Genomic DNA, 17,158 nt, shown 5'->3' with positions numbered 1-17,158 from the left:
GTAAGATGCCTGTTTTTATATGTCTTTAGTGAAGTGATTAACCTTTATGCTCGAACATTTTAAATTTTCATTATGGTTCACCGCCGTGTGTGTTGCCCTAGCCGTTTGGTGGGGTGCATCCAGTTCGATGGGAATTATGACCGCTCTTTTCTTAGTGCTGGTTTTAGGGATTCTGGAAATCAGCCTATCATTTGATAATGCGGTTGTTAATGCATCTGTCCTCAAAGAAATGGATGAGTATTGGCAAAAGATGTTTTTGACCGTGGGAATCTTGATAGCGGTATTTGGAATGCGTTTGGTGTTCCCTATTGTGATAGTGGCAGTGGCAACCGGGCTAGGCAGTTTTGAAGTCATTGATATGGCACTGAATAATCCTGATGAATACTCACGTCACTTGCATGAAAGCCATGCGGGCATTGCTGCTTTCGGTGGCATGTTCTTGCTGTTGGTATTTCTAAGCTTCATGTTTGACCATGAAAAAGAAGTGCATTGGCTCGGTGCTTTTGAAGAAAAAATGGGAGCTTTAGGTAAGCTGGAAGTCATTAGTGTACTGATTGCTTTGGTAGTGTTGTTTGCGTTGCAAGAATTCATGCCGATTTCCGATGAAAAGCGTTTGACCATTCTGATTGCCGGTTTGGCTGGGGTGGTGCTTTACATTGCGGTAAGCAGCTTGGATGTGTTTTTCGAGAATGACGCAGAAGGTGACGCGGTAGTCACTACGGTAAAACGTAATGGTTTGGCGGGCTTTCTGTATCTGGAAGTGTTAGACGCTTCTTTCTCATTTGATGGTGTCATCGGTGCGTTTGCGATTACCAATGACGTGGTTATTATTATGTTGGGTTTGGCAATCGGCGCGATGTTTGTACGTTCCATGACCGTTTATTTAGTGCATAAAGGCACGTTAGATGAATATATTTTCTTGGAACATGGCGCACATTACGCGATTGGTGCATTGGCAGTGATTATGTTGTTTAGTATTCACTTCCATACCCCAGAAATTATTACAGGTTTAATCGGTGTTGCCTTTATTGCATTGTCGATTGTTTCTTCGTTGAATCACAAAAAGAAATTATTAGCATAATGCTATAATTATTAAGGAGATTATGTATGTCATTTTTTGATACGTTGAAGGAAAAAGCCGGGGAAGCCCGTGCCAAATTGGCGACTGAAGTTGGTAAATTCAAAAACCGCGAATTCATGGAAGCCTGTGTGGCGGGTTGCGGTTTAGTTGCGGCTGCGGATGGCAGTATTGATTCGTCTGAAAAGCAGAAGATGATGAAATTCATGCAGCAATCGAATGAATTGAAAGTCTTTGACACCAAAGATGTCATTGCCGTTTTCAACAAAGTCACCGAAAACTTTGAGTTTGACAATGAAATCGGTAAAGCCGAAGCCCTGAAAATGATCGGTAAGCTGCGTAGCAAACCCGAAGCTGCCCGTTTAATGGTACGGGTTTGCATGGCTATCGGCAGTGCTGATGGCTCGTTTGATGACAAGGAAAAGCAAGTCGTGCGCGAAATTTGCCGTGATTTAGGCGTTCCAGCGGACGATTTCGGTTTGTAATTAACCTGAGTTCGGGATAAGGTAAGGCGCAGCCTTTCATGGGAGAATGTGAGTAACCACACACAACATTGACCCCACCAAAGGCTGCTACTGAGATGCTAACACGGTTATTCTGTGCCATTGACGATTTTTGTCAGGACTTTCATCCCGAATGGAACAAAACGTTATTGACCCCGAAAGGCGGGCATCGTCGTCGCCACAGTGGTCTTGGCGATAGTGAAATCATGACGATTTTGGTGCATTACCACCAAGTGGGGTATCGTACTTTCAAGTGGTATTATGAGCGTCATGTCAAAGTATTTCTTAAGGGTCATTTCCCGCAACTCCCTAGTTATCAACGTTTTATTGAGTTAATGCCGCGTGTTCTTTTGCCACTAACCCTGTTTATGCAGCAACGCTGTGAAACGGGGCGAGGTATTGCCTTCATAGACTCTACCCCCTTGAAAGTCTGTGAAAATTTGCGTATTCCACGTCATCACACCTTTCGCAAAGACGCAGGGCGGGGTAAATCGTCAACAGGCTGGTTTTATGGGTTCAAACTTCATTTGGTCGTGGATGACTGCGGCAATATTTTATCGTTTGCCATTACTTCGGGTAATACCGATGACCGTAAGCCCGTTCCCACGTTGCTGAAAAAAGTGGTCGGCAAAGTCTTTGGTGATCGTGGCTACATTTCCAAGGCATTGACAGAATCGTTGGCAGAGCAAGGGGTTGAATGGATTACCTCGCTGAAGAAAAACATGAAACCCGTGGCGCGTGACACGTTCGATACACTGATGTTGCGTAAACGGAGCATCATCGAAACCATCAATGATCAGTTGAAAAATATTTCACAAATTGAGCATTCACGCCACCGTTCACTCACTAACTATATGATTAACATCATTGCTGGCTTGGTGTCATATGCCTATCAAGATAAAAAACCAGCACTGGATTTAAAAACATCAGCATTGGTTGTGATCTAAATTGAGGGATGGCTTATCCCGAACTCAGGTTAATTAAGCTTTTTAGGTTTTAGCCAATCCTGCGTACTCTTGGTAATCGCCAAGACCGCAGGATGTTTTACCCGCCACCCAACTGTGCCGAAATCGCCTTGCCCGCTGCTTGCACAGCCTCCACCCACGCCATCTGCCGCCGTTCCATCGGAGCAGATACCGACAAGCCCGCCACTGCCCTACCGGTGCTGTCATAAATCAGCACGCCGATACACCCTACCCCAATTTCCGCCTCTTCATTATCCAGCGCGTAGCCCTGTTGCGCGGCTTGCTGGCAAACGTTCAGTAATTGCGGCAAGGTCGACAACGTGTTGCGAGTATACGCGGGTAAATTGGTGCGCTGTGCGTAGCTGCGAATATCATCATCACTGCCCGCCCCCAACATCAGCTTGCCGACGGCGGTAACGTGCAGCGGCGCACGGCTGCCGACCACTTGTTGCACATGCATCATGCGGTTTGGCGTGGCTTTTTCGATGTACACCACCACGTCACCTTCGCGCAAAGTGAGGTTGACCGACTCGTTCAATTGATCGCGCAAGGCTTCCATGTAGGGCAACGCCACCGAACGCAAGTCGATCTTATTGTGTAAGCGCACCCCCAATTGCAGCAGGTGAATTCCCAGCCGGTAACGCCCCGCCGGATCACGTTCCACAAAACGGTTGTCGATCAGGGAACTGAGGATGCGGTGTGCGGTGGAAGTGTGCAACCCGGTTTCCGCGCTCAACACTTTCAAGCTGATGGGTTCAGGGTAACGGGCGATGGCATCAAGCAACGCGGCGGCGCGGTCGATGACTTGGATGCGGGTGGTATCGGTTTCTGCTTTCATGGAAAAAAGCATAGCATCAAATACCACAATGTGGGAAATAATCCTTATATTTTTGCATTATGATATAACTTATCTTAATTACCTAATGATTTTTATATGAAATCAGACTAATCTATTTATAACATCAACCAATGCGAGGGAGAAAGAACATGCATCACTTTGTTTTGCGCCTGCTTACAACTGTCGTTTGCAGCTTGGCTTTGCCAGCCTACGCTGCAAGCACTCCAATAGACAGTATCTACACCCCTTTGGAGGGTTCCTCCTGTAAACCCATAGAAGAAAATGCCGAAGAGGGCTGGGCGAAAGGTCGCTGCGATGGCATCGCCGGTTACAAACTCGACTGGATGGAAGGCGATCTGCGCCAGAGCCTTAACGTGATTGCCCCGGATGCTAAGGAATTTCCGCTGGAACTGTGGTCTACCGTTTCCAGCGGCTTTTCTGCACTGGGGGACAAAGCCGAGTGGCGGGTGCAAAAAGCAGGCAAAAAAACCACGCCTATCGCCTTGATCGTGCGCTTCAACGTTAGCGAAAACCCGGATCAGCCCGAAAAAACTACCTCCTACCTGACCGTCAGCAAGATCACCGCTAACGAAATATGCGTTACCGATGTGGTCAAACCCAGTGCAGATGCCAACCAACAAGCACGCGACCTTGCCGATGCGGCTACTGATAAACCTTGCATGAAAAACAGTGAAGAACAACCAACATCTGGAAAGTGACGATTTATCGGGACTTTCAATTAAATTCCCACAATGTGGGAATTTATAATAAATAATCCCACATCACAAAAAACCGCAACAGAACAAGCATTTACTGCAACTGCCAACCTTATCGCCCATAATTTCCCACAGTGCGGGATTTATCCTGTATTGCGGTAAAAAATCGTATCCCTTACTGTGGCTGCATACACACAAATCAGGAGACACGACCATGACCGCACCCAACACTCACCCCACTTTCTGCGAAGGCATCTTGCATTTCGGCGCACCGTCGAGCGCGTTCACGCAATACGGCGCGAGTTCCGCGATTGCTGCCGATCAAACCGCGATCACCGAAATCAACGACCAAGCCGTTTACCAATGCCGTTTAATCGTTGATGCCTTGCGCTATACCACCCTGCAATTGTGCGCCTCGAAAGAATCCGGGCATCCCGGTGGCTTTGCCAGTTCTGCCGATGCTTACGCGGCGTTGGTGCTGTTGGGGCATACCAATATCGTGACGGAAGTGGGGCATCACGCGCCCGGTTTCTACAGCGCAATGTTCCTCGACGGCTCGCTGGAAGACATGGGCATTCGCACCATGAGCGATTTACAGGCACGTTTCCGCGAACGCGATGGTTTGCTGGGGCATTTATCCGGCGCAATTCCGGGCTTACTTGCGCCTGCTGGCCCCTTGGGTCAAGGACAGCATTTTGCAATGGCAGGCGCGTATTTGAACCGTGACAAGCTGTTCCCCTGCACCATCGGCGACGGTGGTTTGGGCGAACCGTACATTTTGTCGGCATTCAAGCACTTCCACACCAGCTACCCCGATGTCACCAATTTCTTGCCGGTCTTGGTGTGGAACGGCTTCAGTCAGGAACACCATTCGATGGTGTCGCTGATGAGCAATGCGCAAATGCGAGACTACTGGAAAGCGCACGATTTCGGCAACGTAGTGCTGATCGACGCCAAAGATTTCGACGACGCAGGGCAAGAAGGCGCGTATGTGGATAGCACCCTGTTCAGCGATGCGGCGCGGACTGCCTTCACCCGTGCAGTCTTGGAAGGCGCAAAAGCCGCCGCTGATAGCGCGATGAGTGGCACGATGTCGGTGCTGATTATCAAGCAAATCAAAGGTTCCGGGATTCACATCCACGGCGCAAAATCACACAACCTTTACCCCGGTGACACGGTGCAGAAACCCGCGATTGCAGCCGCCTTGGAAAAAGGCGCACTCACCCCCGCCGCATGGGAATTGGTACGCACCACGATGCAACGTGCCGGTGGCGGTTCTGCCAGCCGCACGGTCGTGACCGAATTTGAACGCGCCCTGCCGGATGCCAGCCACTTGCCACGGCAAGATTTCGCGGTTGGTGATAAAGCCGTGCCCGCAACCGCAATGGGGCAGATGGTGGCAGAACTGGGCAAGCGTGACCCGTTGTTCGTCGTCACCAATGCCGATGGCAACGAAGCCTCGAACATGAAAGTGATCAACGATGTGTTGAAAATCCGTCACCCGACCGTTGACCCGCTCTACAACCAAAGCCCGACGGGTCAAGTGTACGAACCGCTCAACGAAGACGCTTGTGCCGGATTCGCCGCTGCCTTGGCATTGTTTGGTGGGCGTTCGCTGTGGTTGTCGTATGAAAGTTTCGCCATCAACGGCTGGCCGATCGTGCAAACCGTCGGTCAGGCAATGGCAGAATTGCGCCGCAAAACCCCCGCCGTCGTGACCATGTTTACCGCTGGTGCGTTGGAGCAAGGGCGCAACGGCTGGACGCATCAACGCCCCGAAATCGAAAACTACATCGGCGGACAAATGCGCAACGGCAATGTTTACCTGCTGTATCCGGCGGATGCGAATATGATCCAAGCCGCTTACGGCTGGGCGGTGGAACAGGTCAATAAAAACATCAGCATTATTGCCTCCAAGTCGCCGCTGACGGTTTACACCACGCCTTCGCAAGCCAACGCCGCGATTGAGCAAGGCGCGGTCACGCTGTACGAATCGCGCGACAGCAGTTGGGAAACCATCGTGTTTGCGGTCACGGGCGACATGATTTACCAGCCGGTGTTTGAGGCGAAAGACAAGCTGGAAGCAGCGGGCTATCGGGTACGCATTGTATGCGTTGCGAATCCACGCCGCTTGTACCGGGCTGCCGATGTCGCTTGGCAACACAGTTCCGAGGCGGATGGCGCATTCATGAGCGATACCGATTTCCACGGGCTGTTTGATGGCGATGCACTAATCGGGGTTAGCGGCGGCGGCACGATTGCGCTCGAATCCGTGTTGTTACGCAGCCGTGCTAACAAGCGTGACTTGTTCGGCTGGCAACGCGGCGAAACCACCGCCAGCGCCAACGAACTCATGGCTTACAACGGCATTACGGCGGATAACTTGACCGCGTGTGCGCTCGGCATGGTAGGTGAGGCACATGAATAACGCGCCGCTCACCAAAATCATTGCCATCGACGATGACCCAACGGGTTCGCAAACGGTACACAGTTGCCTGCTGCTCACCCGCTGGGATGTCGCCACTTTGCTGGAAGCCTTGCACTATGACGCACCGCTGTTTTTCGTGTTGAGCAATACACGCGGGATGGATGCAGCGAGTGCGGCAAACGTGACGCGGGAAATTTGCGTCAACTTGCGGGAAGCCTTGGCGCAAGCAGCGGATGCGGGTGTGATGATTCAACCCCTGGTAGTCAGCCGTTCGGATTCGACCTTGCGCGGGCATTATCCGGTGGAAACCGATGTGATCGCGGCGGAACTGGGGCCGTTTGATGCACACTTCCTAGTTCCTGCGTTTTTTGAAGGCGGACGCATTACCCGCGACGGCACGCATTATTTGCTGGTGGATGGCGAACCTGTTCCCGTGCATGACACCGAGTTTGCCAAGGATTCGGTGTTTGGGTTCAGCACCGCCTTTTTGCCGGATTATGTCGCGGAAAAAACCGGTGGACGCATTCCCGCCAGCGTGGTGCAACGTTTCAGTTTGCAAGACGTGCGCGGTGCATTGGGGGAACGGTTGCAAGCGTTACACGATAATGTGTGTTGCGTGGTGGATGCGGAACAGCAAAGCGACTTGGATCAGTTTGCGCAGCAAGTGTTGGCGGCGGCACAGACGGGCAAGCGATTTCTGTTTCGCAGTGCCGCGAGTTTGCTGACCGCGTTTGCCGCCCTGCCCCCGCAACCCGTTGCTCCGGCAGCAATGGCGCAATTTGTACGCAATGGCAAGGCGGGCGTGGTGCTGATGGGGTCGCACGTCGGCAAGTCCACCCTGCAATTGCAGTATTTGCTGGCACATAGCGATGTATTGCCGCTGCATATCGACCTTGAGCAATTGGTGGTAGATGAAGAGGGATTGTTTGCGGATTTGCAAGCGCAGTTGCAGGCGGCGAATCAGCAGAATCGTGGCGTGGTGTTGTACACCAGTCGTGGCGAAAAGCAGTTTGCCAGCAAAGCGGAACGGCTGGCGTTTGGGGATCAAGTCGCCGCGTTTTTGGTGCGGTTGGTGCAACACTTGCCTGCGGACATTGGCTTTTTAATCAGCAAGGGCGGGATTACCTCGAACGATACCTTGAGCAAAGGGCTGGCATTGCGTACTGCGCGGGTGTTGGGGCAAATTCGGGCGGGGTGTTCGGTGGTGATTTGCCCTGATGATCATCCGCGTTTTCCTCAACTGCCGGTGGTGATTTTCCCCGGCAATGTGGGGGGGGATGAGGCATTGGCGGAGGTGTATGATTTGCTAGAGTTGCCTTAGAAGAACCTCACCCCAACCCCTCTCCTTGACAGGAGAGGGGCTAATAAACAATGCAACTATTGCTCCCCCTCGCCTGTTAAGGAGAGGGGGTTGGGGGGTGAGGTTCTTATTACCTTACATTTGCCCTGTTATTATTCCATAGTATGATTCCGGTTTTAGCCAACGACAGAGAACTTTGACGCATGACTGTAAAATCTTTCCACCCACCCGTTCGCACCCTCATGGGGCCTGGCCCTTCCGACGTTAGCCCGCGTGTATTGGGCGCAATGGCTCGCCCGACGCTGGGGCATCTTGACCCCGTATTCGTCGGCATGATGGACGAAGTGAAAGCGATGTTGCAATACGCTTTCCAAACCAAAAACGAGCTGACAATGGCGGTGTCTGCCCCCGGTTCTGCGGGCATGGAAACTTGCTTTGTGAATCTGGTCGAGCCGGGTGACAAAGTAATCGTTTGCCAAAACGGTGTATTCGGCGGACGCATGAAGGAAAACGTCGAGCGTTGCGGCGCAACCGCGATCATGGTGATGGATGACTGGGGCAAGCCAGTTGACCCAAACAAAGTCGAAGCTGCACTCAAGGCGAATCCTGATGCGAAAGTGGTGGCGTTTGTTCACGCCGAAACTTCCACGGGTGCGCAATCCGACGCACAAACGCTGGTGAAGCTGGCGCACGATTACGGTTGCTTGACCATCGTGGATGCGGTGACTTCATTGGCAGGTACACCGCTGAAAGTGGACGAGTGGGAAATCGACGCGATTTATTCCGGTACGCAAAAATGCTTGTCATGCGTCCCCGGCATTTCCCCTGTCAGCTTCGGTGAACGTGCCATTGAACGCATCAAAAACCGCAAAACCCCCGTGCAAAGCTGGTTCATGGATATGAACTTGGTCATGGCTTACTGGGGCGGCGCAGGCAAACGTGCTTACCACCACACCGCTGCGGTCAACACGCTGTACGCGCTGCACGAATCGCTGGTGATGTTGCAAGAGGAAGGCTTGGAAAATTCATGGGCGCGTCATGCACGTAACCATCAAGCATTGAAAGCGGGTATCGAAGCAATGGGCTTGCGTTTCGTGGTGGATGAAGCTTACCGCTTGCCACAACTGAACTCGGTCACGCTGCCTGAAGGCGTGGATGAAGCGGCGGTGCGTAGCGCGTTGCTCAACGATTATAGTCTGGAAATCGGCGCAGGCTTGGGCGCATTGGCAGGCAAAATCTGGCGCATTGGCTTGATGGGCTTTGCCAGCAATGAGAAAAACGTGCTGAACTGCTTGGGCGCGTTGGATGCGGTGCTGTCGGGGATGAATGCGCAGATTAATAGCGGTGTCGCGGTTCGTGCGGCGAAGCAGGCATTCGCGCAGTAAACGTTTGAAAAATCCTCCCAGCCTCCCCTTTATCAGGGGAGGCTCAAGAACTTACTCACTGGAACGGACTAACCGCGTTGCAAGATTCGCTTTGCGGAAGAAACGACCAGCATCACCCAAGTTAAAGTAAACTGCCCAAGCAGCAGAATTGGCTGGTACATCAGACGTAACAATCACATTATCTGAAATTGCAGGGCTGCTGCTCCAGACAACGGGAAACCCGACAAGACTTGGAAAAACAACCGTATTGGCGGCGACAAATCTCGAACTGTTGCGAAGCCCTTTGCAGTACTCGACGGTACTTTTCAGCTCTTTCAGATTAGGAACTCGCCAGTCACAATGCCCACCAAAATTGCTGTCATTGGCAAGTTTCGCCTGATCCATAGCTGCCTGCCAATTCATGGTTGCCGCTGCACCTGTACATTTATCATCCAAAAAATTATCCGGTGTAGCATTATCTGAAAAGACCTCCCCTTCCAAACAACGTTTCCACACCAGACCCGTGGTGTTATGGGTCACAGTGCCGTCAATATGGAAAGTAAAATCACTGGTGGGAGTTGTTTCCATTATATTAAAGTTAGAGCACATCTGGGCATCAGCCACACCACACATCAGCAACCCAGCCACGAGAAATTTGCTTAAATATTGCCTATTCATAATCCTATCTCCCTTCAACAGCTCATTTACCGGAACGAACCAGACGCACATGCTTGTCAATGTTGCGGCTATCTATATCGTCATAACCGTAGTCGAAGCCGATATACCATGCATGAGTCGCTACAATACTCAGCCCGCCGGAGCCTGTAGCCCCACCTCCTGCCAGATCGAACTCGGTAGCCGATGTTCCTGACCAGTACCAAGATGCAAGCGTATTCGGGAAATACGCCGTATCAATCGCCGGGTCGATACGCGACAAATCAATAAGCGACAGCAACTCATTCTGGCTTGGCATCCGCCAATCACTAGCGCCGCACCAGCCTGCTGCATTCACTGCTTTTACGTATGCTTCGGTATCGCAGCCACTGGTTGCACCACAGACACCAGCCGTTGGTGTACCGGGGCTACCGCCATTCTGGGTAGAATCAGTGCTGTACCATGAATAAGTCCAGTCCTTGTCATGCAAGCCGCCGTCATCTGTCTTAACCTCCCAAATCAGGCCAGTGACATTATCCTTGACGCAAGGCCATGCGCTGGCACTGGCAGATAACGCCGTTCCATCGGCGGCAACTTTGGTAAAACTGAAACCAGCATGACCATCACTAACGTCATTGGCCGTGACATCACGCCCGACATGCCCATCCTGACCAGTCGACTTGCCCTGACAGTCGATACGGGCAAGAGAATTGGCGGGCGGTATGGGGTCGCCGTCACTATCGGTAAGCAAAGTGCAGGACAAATCAAGATTGTGGCGCTTACTGCCGTCAGCGGCAAAATCGGCACACAAGGTAATACCCGTGTCATTAAGCTTGCCAGTTGACTTGGCTAACACGGCTGTTTTTACCGATACGGGAACAACATCGCCCCCTCCAGCAACAGGTGTTACTGGTTCGGGACTCACCGTACCCCCGCCACCGCCACCGCACGCACTCAATAGGAAAAGGGAACACATCAGAACGACTGAAGGCAGCGCTGCAAAACGTTTAGGCTGCATTGATACGTATGACAAGGCCATAAAAAACCTCCCATCACGAATAATAGACAAATTTTGAATTTAGATTAATAAAACCAATCATTCCTAAAACGCCCCCAGAGGGAAATTTTATTTCACTGGATTTATGACTTTATTTATAAAGGATTTATCCACTTATAAGGATGATAATTATCAAAAACCCCATCGCCATAAAATAATTAAACTGGAATAAATTTATGATAATTTTTATTAATAATTACTTTTACTCTGTGCCAATGGCTATTCCCCTGCGTTACTGCGAAAATAGCCGCCCCTACTGCTGACAAAGCCCCACGCATGTTTGAACAAACCTTCAAAAATCTCGATGACGTATTGTGGAAAGAGGCGGGTTGCTCCTCGGAACTCGATTACACCGAGCAATCGTCGTGGATTCTGTTTTTAAAATACCTCGATGATTTGGAACAGGAATACGAGCAGGAAGCCGAACTCGGCGACATTCCTTACGAATACATTATTGATGCCGAATATCGCTGGTCGACGTGGGCAGCGCCCAAAAAAGACGGTAAACCTGACCGCGATAATGCCAAAACGGGGCCTGACCTGATCCGCTTCGTGGATAACAAGCTGTTTCCGTATTTGCAGAGCTTCAAGGAATCCGCGTCGTCACCGGAGACGATTGAGTACAAAATCGGCGAGATTTTCAGCGAGATCAAGAACAAGTTTGCCAGCGGTTATTCCTTGCGCGATGCGCTGGAGTTGGTGGATCAACTCACGTTTGGTTCACAGGCGGAAAAGCACGAGCTTTCGGCGTTGTATGAATCCAAGATCAAAAACATGGGGAATGCGGGGCGCAATGGCGGTGAATATTACACGCCGCGTCCGTTGATTCGGGCGATGATTCAGGTGGTGCAGCCGCGCATTGGCGAACGCATTTATGACGGGGCGTGTGGTTCGGCGGGGTTTTTGTGCGAGGCGTTCAACTATTTGCGCTATGACGCGGCGGGCAACAGTGCCAAGCTGAGTACCGCCCAATTGCAGCAATTGGAAACCAAAACGCTGTACGGCAAGGAAAAGAAAAGTCTTGCGTATGTGATTGCGATTATGAACCTGATTTTGCACGGGGTGGATGCGCCGAACATTATCCACACCAATACGCTGGCGGAAAATCTGGCGGATGTGCAGGAAAAAGACCGCTATCACGTCATCCTTGCCAATCCGCCGTTTGGGGGTAAGGAACGCCCGGAAATCCAGCAGAATTTCCCGATCAAAACCGGCGAAACCGCGTTTTTGTTCCTGCAACATTTCATCAAATACCTCAAGGCGAAGGGTCGGGCGGCGGTGGTGATTAAGAACACCTTCCTGTCGAATTCGGATAACGCCTCCAAAGCCTTGCGGCAGGAATTGCTGGAAAATTGCAATTTGCATACGGTGTTGGATTGCCCTAGCGGGACGTTCATTGGCGCGGGTGTGAAAACGGTGGTGCTGTTTTTCACCAAAGGTGAGCCGACGCAACAGGTTTGGTATTACCAGCTTGATCCCGGTCGTAATATGGGCAAAACCAACCCGCTCAACGACAACGATCTGAAAGAGTTTATCGCGCTGCAAAGCACGTTTGCTGACTCGGATAAATCGTGGTCGGTGAAGATTGCCGATGTCGACAAAGACAGCTTCGACCTTTCCGTGAAAAATCCCAATAAGCAGGAAGCGGCGGCGCTGCGTGATCCGCAGGCTATTCTTGACGAGATTGCGGGGTTGGATGCGGAGAGTCAGGCGATTTTGGATGTGATTCGGGGGTTGTTGTGATGAGAAAGACCCTCACCCCAACCCCTCTCCCAGAGGTAGAGGGGCTAAGACAATGTGCCGCCTCTTGTTCCTCCCCTGATAAGGGGAGGTTAGGAGGGGTTTCTTCCGCCAGCGCCAGTGAAAAACTCGCCACACTGTGGAGAGAATTGAGTGATAAGAACCCCCTCGTTACGGCTTCGCCGTTCCCCCCATCCCTAACCCTTCCCCCGCAAGGGGTGAAGGGAACAAGAAGAATATGCTCTCTTAGCCCCTTCACCCCTTGCGGGGGAAGGGGTTGGGGATGGGGGAGCGTTCGGAGTGAGGCGGTGAATATTCCCTCAAACTTATGTCGATACGCTTCTTCCGCCCGCGCCCGCCAACGGATGATGCTAAACGGGAGAAACGGCGATGCTTAAAGCAGGATGGCAAACTAAAAAATTTAGCGACGTGCTTGATATTCGCAACGGAAGAAATCAAAAAGCGGTTGAGTCTGAAAGCGGTACTTACCCTGTTTTGGGGAGTGCTGGCAATGTTATGGGATACGCTACCGATTATATTTGTGAAGCTGGCACAACGATTATTGGGCGAAAAGGCAATATCAGCACCCCTATTTATGTAGAAACAAAATTCTGGAATGTTGATACTGCTTTCGGGCTTTCACCAAAAGCAGGATTGAATAACAAGTTTTTATACTATTACTGCTTGAGCTATGATTTTGCTGCACTGAATCGCGGAACAACAATACCCAGTTTGGTGAAAAGTGAACTGCTGGAAATTTCCATTCCACTTCCCCCTCTCCCCGAACAAACCCGCATTGTCGCCATTCTCGATGAAGCCTTTGCCAACATCAGCCAAGCGGTTGCCAATGCTGAAAAAAACCTTGCCAATACCCGCGAGTTGTTCGATAGCTATTTGAATAAAGTTTTCGCATCAAGTGATGAACGAGTGAAGCTATCTGAAATAACAACGGTTATCTCTGATGGTGATCATTCACCACCACCCAAGGCACAAGAAGGCATTCCATTTATTACCATTTCAAACGTCAATAAAAACACAAGATTGATTGATTTTTCGGATACGTTTAAAGTCCCACAAAGCTATTTCGATGCTCTTAAAGACACTAGAAAGCCATTTTTCGGTGATGTTCTCTACACGGTGACAGGCTCTTATGGAATTCCGATTAAAGTTCCACATGGCGTAGAGTTTTGTTTTCAACGACATATCGGCTTGCTACGCCCAAAGAAAAACATAAACAGTTCTTGGTTATACTATGCGTTATTATCACCCTCTGTTTATGAACAAGCATCAAGCGGCGCAACAGGTACAGCGCAAAAAACAGTATCTTTGAATGTGCTACGCAATATTGAAGTACCGATGATGAGCGAATCAGAACAAGTTTCAGCAGTTGAAAAACTGGACTTATTTTGGGCACAAAAAGAAGAGCTTGAGGATATTTATCGGCGGAAGTTGGCGGCGTTGGCAGAGTTGAAGCAGGCGTTATTGCAGAAGGCGTTTACGGGTGAGTTGACTGCTAATTGAAGAACCCTCACCCCCCTCTCCCAGAGGTAGAGGGGGAGTAAGAGCTTGTTTTTCTTAGCCCCTCTACCTCTGGGAGAGGGGTTGGGGTGAGGGTCTTCGGTGAAATACTCACCGTATCCATGAATTGCGTAAGTTATGAATAGACTCGCTGATTACATCTGGAGTTTCCCCCCAGCCGCCATGTCCTACCCCCGCAAACGCTAATAGACTGCTTTTTTTGGTAGCTTGTTGTTCTTCGGTCAATTTTAGCATTGAGCCATATAGCTCATTACGGGATTCCTGTACTGCCGTTTCAAGATTATCAACACGCTCAAAGCCTTTATCTTTCCAGATACCTTTCAAACTTTTACGGCTATCCATGTTTTCAATCCTCGGTTTTCGTATGGAAACAAGATCAAGTCTGGCATACGAACTCAGTATTCTCAATAAAATCATCTCTTCACTTCTAGGATAAAAAAGGTTGATAGTGCTACTATTCAAACCATCTTGCGCGATATTGGCGCAAACACAGGGCTAATCCATGACTCCAGAACTCGACCACAACGAAGCCAAAACGCGCCGCAAGCTGATAGATAAAAAATTGTATGCCGCGCAATGGGAAGAAATCCCAACGTCGGATATAGACGATGAATATGTCATAACGCCGGGGCCATTGATTGGTGGTGGTCAACACGGCACACCGCGCAAAGCAGATTACGTTCTCGTTTACAAAGGTAAAAAGCTGGCAGTCATCGAAGCCAAACGGGTACGCCGTGACCCCACCGAAGGCGTGCAACAAGCCAAAGATTACGCCGCAATGTTGAATACACCCTTTGCCTACGCCACCAACGGCAAAGAAATCTACCGTATCAACATGAAAACCGGACAGGAAGGCTACGTCGATTGTTACCCAACCCCCGACGAACTTTGGCACATGGTTTATGCGCAAGAAAGCGACTGGCGTAATAAATTTGCCAAAATTGGCTTTGAAACCAAAAGTGGTACTTGGAAGCCGCGCTACTACCAACACAACGCCATTGAAGCTGCCCTCGAAGCCCTCATCAATGGCAAAGACCGCATTCTGCTGACACTGGCAACCGGCACAGGCAAAACCGCGATAGCGTTTCAAATTGCGTGGAAATTGTTCCACAGCCGCTGGAATGTCAAAGCATGGCGCGGAGATACCAGCGTTGACCGCCAACCGCGCATCCTGTTTCTGGCGGATCGCAATATCCTCGCCAATCAAGCCTACAACGCCTTTTCCGCCTTTCCCGAAGATGCAATGGTGCGAATTTCGCCCAACGCGATCCGCAAGAAAAAAGCTGTTCCCAAAAACGGCAACCTGTTTTTCACGATTTTCCAAACCTTCATGACCGACACCAAGGACGCGGCGGGCAACCCGACTCCCAGTTTTGGCGATTACCCACCCGACTTTTTCGACCTGATCATGATTGACGAATGCCACCGTGGCGGCGCGAACGACGAAGGCAGTTGGCGCGGCATCATGGACTATTTCAACACAGCGGTACAAATCGGTTTGACCGCTACGCCCAAACGCGACGGCAATGTTGATACTTACAAATACTTTGGCGAAGCGGTCTACACCTACTCGCTCAAGGAAGGCATTAATGACGGCTTCCTGACCCCGTTTCGGATCAAGCGCATTGTCAGCACCCTCGACGAATACACTCATGTCGCCGACGACGAAGTGCTGGAAGGCGAAGTGGAAGAGGGCAGAACTTACACCGAAGCCGAAATGAATCGAGTGCTGGAAATCGAAGACCGCGAACGCCATCGGGTCAAAACCTTCATGAACCTGATCGACCAAAGCGAAAAAACCTTGGTGTTTTGCGCCACCCAGCAACACGCCTTAGCGGTGCGCAACCTGATTAACCAGATGAAACACAGCACACAACCCAATTACTGCGTGCGCGTCACGGCGGATGATGGCAAAGAAGGCGAACGCCTGCTGAGTGCGTTTCAGGACAACGAAAAAAACATCCCCACGATTTTGACCACTTCCCGCAAACTCTCCACCGGCGTGGATGCGCGGAATGTGCGTAATATCATCCTGATGCGCCCCGTCACCAGCATGATCGAATTCAAGCAAATCGTCGGGCGTGGCACGCGCCTATTCGATTTCAAAGACTACTTCACCCTCTACGACTTCGTGAAAGCCTACGAACACTTCAAAGACCCAGAGTGGGACGGCGAGCCGGAAGTGTGCAAAGTCTGCAATGAACGTGTTTGTATCTGTGAAGCAGAACCTTGCTCCCAATGTCAGCAACGCCCGTGTGTTTGCCCACCCAAACCGTGCAAAAAGTGCGAACAATCGCCATGTGTGTGCGAACCGGAGCAATGTGAAGTGTGCGGCGCAACGCCCTGCAACTGCCTACAACCACCCAAACGCGCCAAAGTAAAATTGGCAGCAGGCAAAGCCGACAACATTCAAAACCTGATTTCTACCGAATTCTTGGGCGAGGACGGCAAGCCGATGAGCGTGCAGGATTATCTGCAACAGTTTTACACTGCCCTACCCGAATTTTTTAAGGACGAAGAAGAATTACGCGCCTTGTGGAGTCAGCCGGAAACGCGCCAAGGCTTGCTGGATGGCTTGCAGGCAAAAGGTTACGCGACAGCACAATTACAAGTGATCAGCCGTGCGGTGAATGCCGAACGCAGTGATTTGTTTGATGTGCTGGCGCATATCGCGTTTTCATTACCTGCTAAAACCCGTGAAGAGCGTGTTGCTACGCACAAGACGCGGATTTACCAAGGCTACAACTACAAACAACGCGAATTTATCGAGTTTGTGCTGGGGCATTATGTCGATGATGGCATCACCGAATTAGCCCCGACCAAGTTGAAAACCTTCATCGACTTGAAATACCAAGGCATCCGCGATATACCCGAAGAGTTGGGCAAAGCCGCTGATGTGAAGAAGCTGTTTGTCGAATTTCAGCAACGCTTGTACGCACCTCCTAGCTAATCTCGTTTTCATAACCGCCAATCTGA

Annotated in this window: 14 protein-coding genes; 10 read left to right on the top strand and 4 right to left on the bottom strand. The window is 50.7% G+C overall.

Annotated features, from left to right (window positions below):
- Positions 1-46 precede the first annotated feature (46 nt).
- The 3 genes from L2Y54_RS12720 (at position 47) to L2Y54_RS12710 (ending at position 2,528) form a co-directional block, all read left to right on the top strand.
- Positions 47-1,081, top strand: coding sequence for a DUF475 domain-containing protein (locus tag L2Y54_RS12720; protein ID WP_236496532.1), 1,035 nt, complete (start codon positions 47-49; stop codon positions 1,079-1,081).
- Between the two features lie 26 nt (positions 1,082-1,107).
- A complete protein-coding gene (locus L2Y54_RS12715) occupies positions 1,108-1,563 on the top strand; it encodes a tellurite resistance TerB family protein (RefSeq protein ID WP_236496531.1) in 456 nt (151 codons plus the stop codon).
- Between the two features lie 95 nt (positions 1,564-1,658).
- Positions 1,659-2,528 (top strand): IS982 family transposase, encoded by an 870-nt coding sequence (locus tag L2Y54_RS12710; protein ID WP_236496529.1) that lies wholly within the window; start codon positions 1,659-1,661, stop codon positions 2,526-2,528.
- A gap of 97 nt (positions 2,529-2,625) precedes the next feature.
- Here the strand turns inward: L2Y54_RS12710 and L2Y54_RS12705 are convergent, their stop codons facing one another.
- Positions 2,626-3,384, bottom strand: a complete 759-nt coding sequence (locus L2Y54_RS12705) for an IclR family transcriptional regulator (RefSeq protein ID WP_236496528.1) — start codon at positions 3,382-3,384, stop codon at positions 2,626-2,628.
- Positions 3,385-3,533: 149 nt separating this feature from the next.
- Here L2Y54_RS12705 and L2Y54_RS12700 point away from each other — a divergent pair, with 149 nt between their 5' ends.
- From L2Y54_RS12700 to L2Y54_RS12685, 4 genes are all read left to right on the top strand, one after another.
- Positions 3,534-4,103 (top strand): hypothetical protein, encoded by a 570-nt coding sequence (locus L2Y54_RS12700; RefSeq protein WP_236496526.1) that lies wholly within the window; start codon positions 3,534-3,536, stop codon positions 4,101-4,103.
- A 211-nt stretch (positions 4,104-4,314) separates the two neighbouring features.
- Positions 4,315-6,528, top strand: coding sequence for a phosphoketolase family protein (locus tag L2Y54_RS12695; protein ID WP_236496525.1), 2,214 nt, complete (start codon positions 4,315-4,317; stop codon positions 6,526-6,528).
- The gene (locus L2Y54_RS12690) at positions 6,521-7,849 is read left to right on the top strand and encodes a four-carbon acid sugar kinase family protein (protein ID WP_236496523.1); all 1,329 of its coding nucleotides are present in this window, start codon (positions 6,521-6,523) and stop codon (positions 7,847-7,849) included. The genes L2Y54_RS12695 and L2Y54_RS12690 overlap by 8 nt, the downstream gene beginning before the upstream one ends.
- Positions 7,850-8,031: 182 nt before the next feature.
- Positions 8,032-9,213, top strand: a complete 1,182-nt coding sequence (locus L2Y54_RS12685) for a pyridoxal-phosphate-dependent aminotransferase family protein (RefSeq protein WP_236496522.1) — start codon at positions 8,032-8,034, stop codon at positions 9,211-9,213.
- A 51-nt stretch (positions 9,214-9,264) separates the two neighbouring features.
- Here the strand turns inward: L2Y54_RS12685 and L2Y54_RS12680 are convergent, their stop codons facing one another.
- Together L2Y54_RS12680 and L2Y54_RS12675 are read right to left on the bottom strand one after the other, a co-directional pair.
- Positions 9,265-9,870 (bottom strand): Lcl C-terminal domain-containing protein, encoded by a 606-nt coding sequence (locus L2Y54_RS12680; RefSeq protein WP_236496520.1) that lies wholly within the window; start codon positions 9,868-9,870, stop codon positions 9,265-9,267.
- Positions 9,871-9,892: 22 nt separating this feature from the next.
- Positions 9,893-10,885, bottom strand: coding sequence for an Lcl C-terminal domain-containing protein (locus L2Y54_RS12675; protein WP_236496518.1), 993 nt, complete (start codon positions 10,883-10,885; stop codon positions 9,893-9,895).
- A 294-nt stretch (positions 10,886-11,179) separates the two neighbouring features.
- On the opposite strand from L2Y54_RS12675, the gene L2Y54_RS12670 reads away from it, so the two are divergent.
- On the top strand, positions 11,180-12,646 hold the full coding sequence (locus L2Y54_RS12670; RefSeq protein WP_236496516.1) for a class I SAM-dependent DNA methyltransferase: 1,467 nt from the start codon (positions 11,180-11,182) through the stop codon (positions 12,644-12,646).
- 387 nt (positions 12,647-13,033) lie between these two features.
- The gene (locus L2Y54_RS12665; RefSeq protein WP_236496514.1) at positions 13,034-14,164 is read left to right on the top strand and encodes a restriction endonuclease subunit S; all 1,131 of its coding nucleotides are present in this window, start codon (positions 13,034-13,036) and stop codon (positions 14,162-14,164) included.
- A 108-nt stretch (positions 14,165-14,272) separates the two neighbouring features.
- On the opposite strand, the gene L2Y54_RS12660 is transcribed toward L2Y54_RS12665, so the two are convergent.
- Positions 14,273-14,524, bottom strand: coding sequence for a hypothetical protein (locus L2Y54_RS12660; protein ID WP_236496512.1), 252 nt, complete (start codon positions 14,522-14,524; stop codon positions 14,273-14,275).
- Positions 14,525-14,684: 160 nt separating this feature from the next.
- On the opposite strand from L2Y54_RS12660, the gene hsdR reads away from it, so the two are divergent.
- Positions 14,685-17,132, top strand: coding sequence for an EcoAI/FtnUII family type I restriction enzme subunit R (gene hsdR, locus L2Y54_RS12655; RefSeq protein WP_236496511.1), 2,448 nt, complete (start codon positions 14,685-14,687; stop codon positions 17,130-17,132).
- Positions 17,133-17,158: the final 26 nt, after the last annotated feature.

The organism is Thiothrix winogradskyi, assembly GCF_021650935.1.
GTDB lineage: Bacteria > Pseudomonadota > Gammaproteobacteria > Thiotrichales > Thiotrichaceae > Thiothrix > Thiothrix winogradskyi.
The sequence above is the reverse complement of the archived record's forward strand: the minus strand, read 5'-3'. Positions and strand labels throughout refer to the sequence as shown.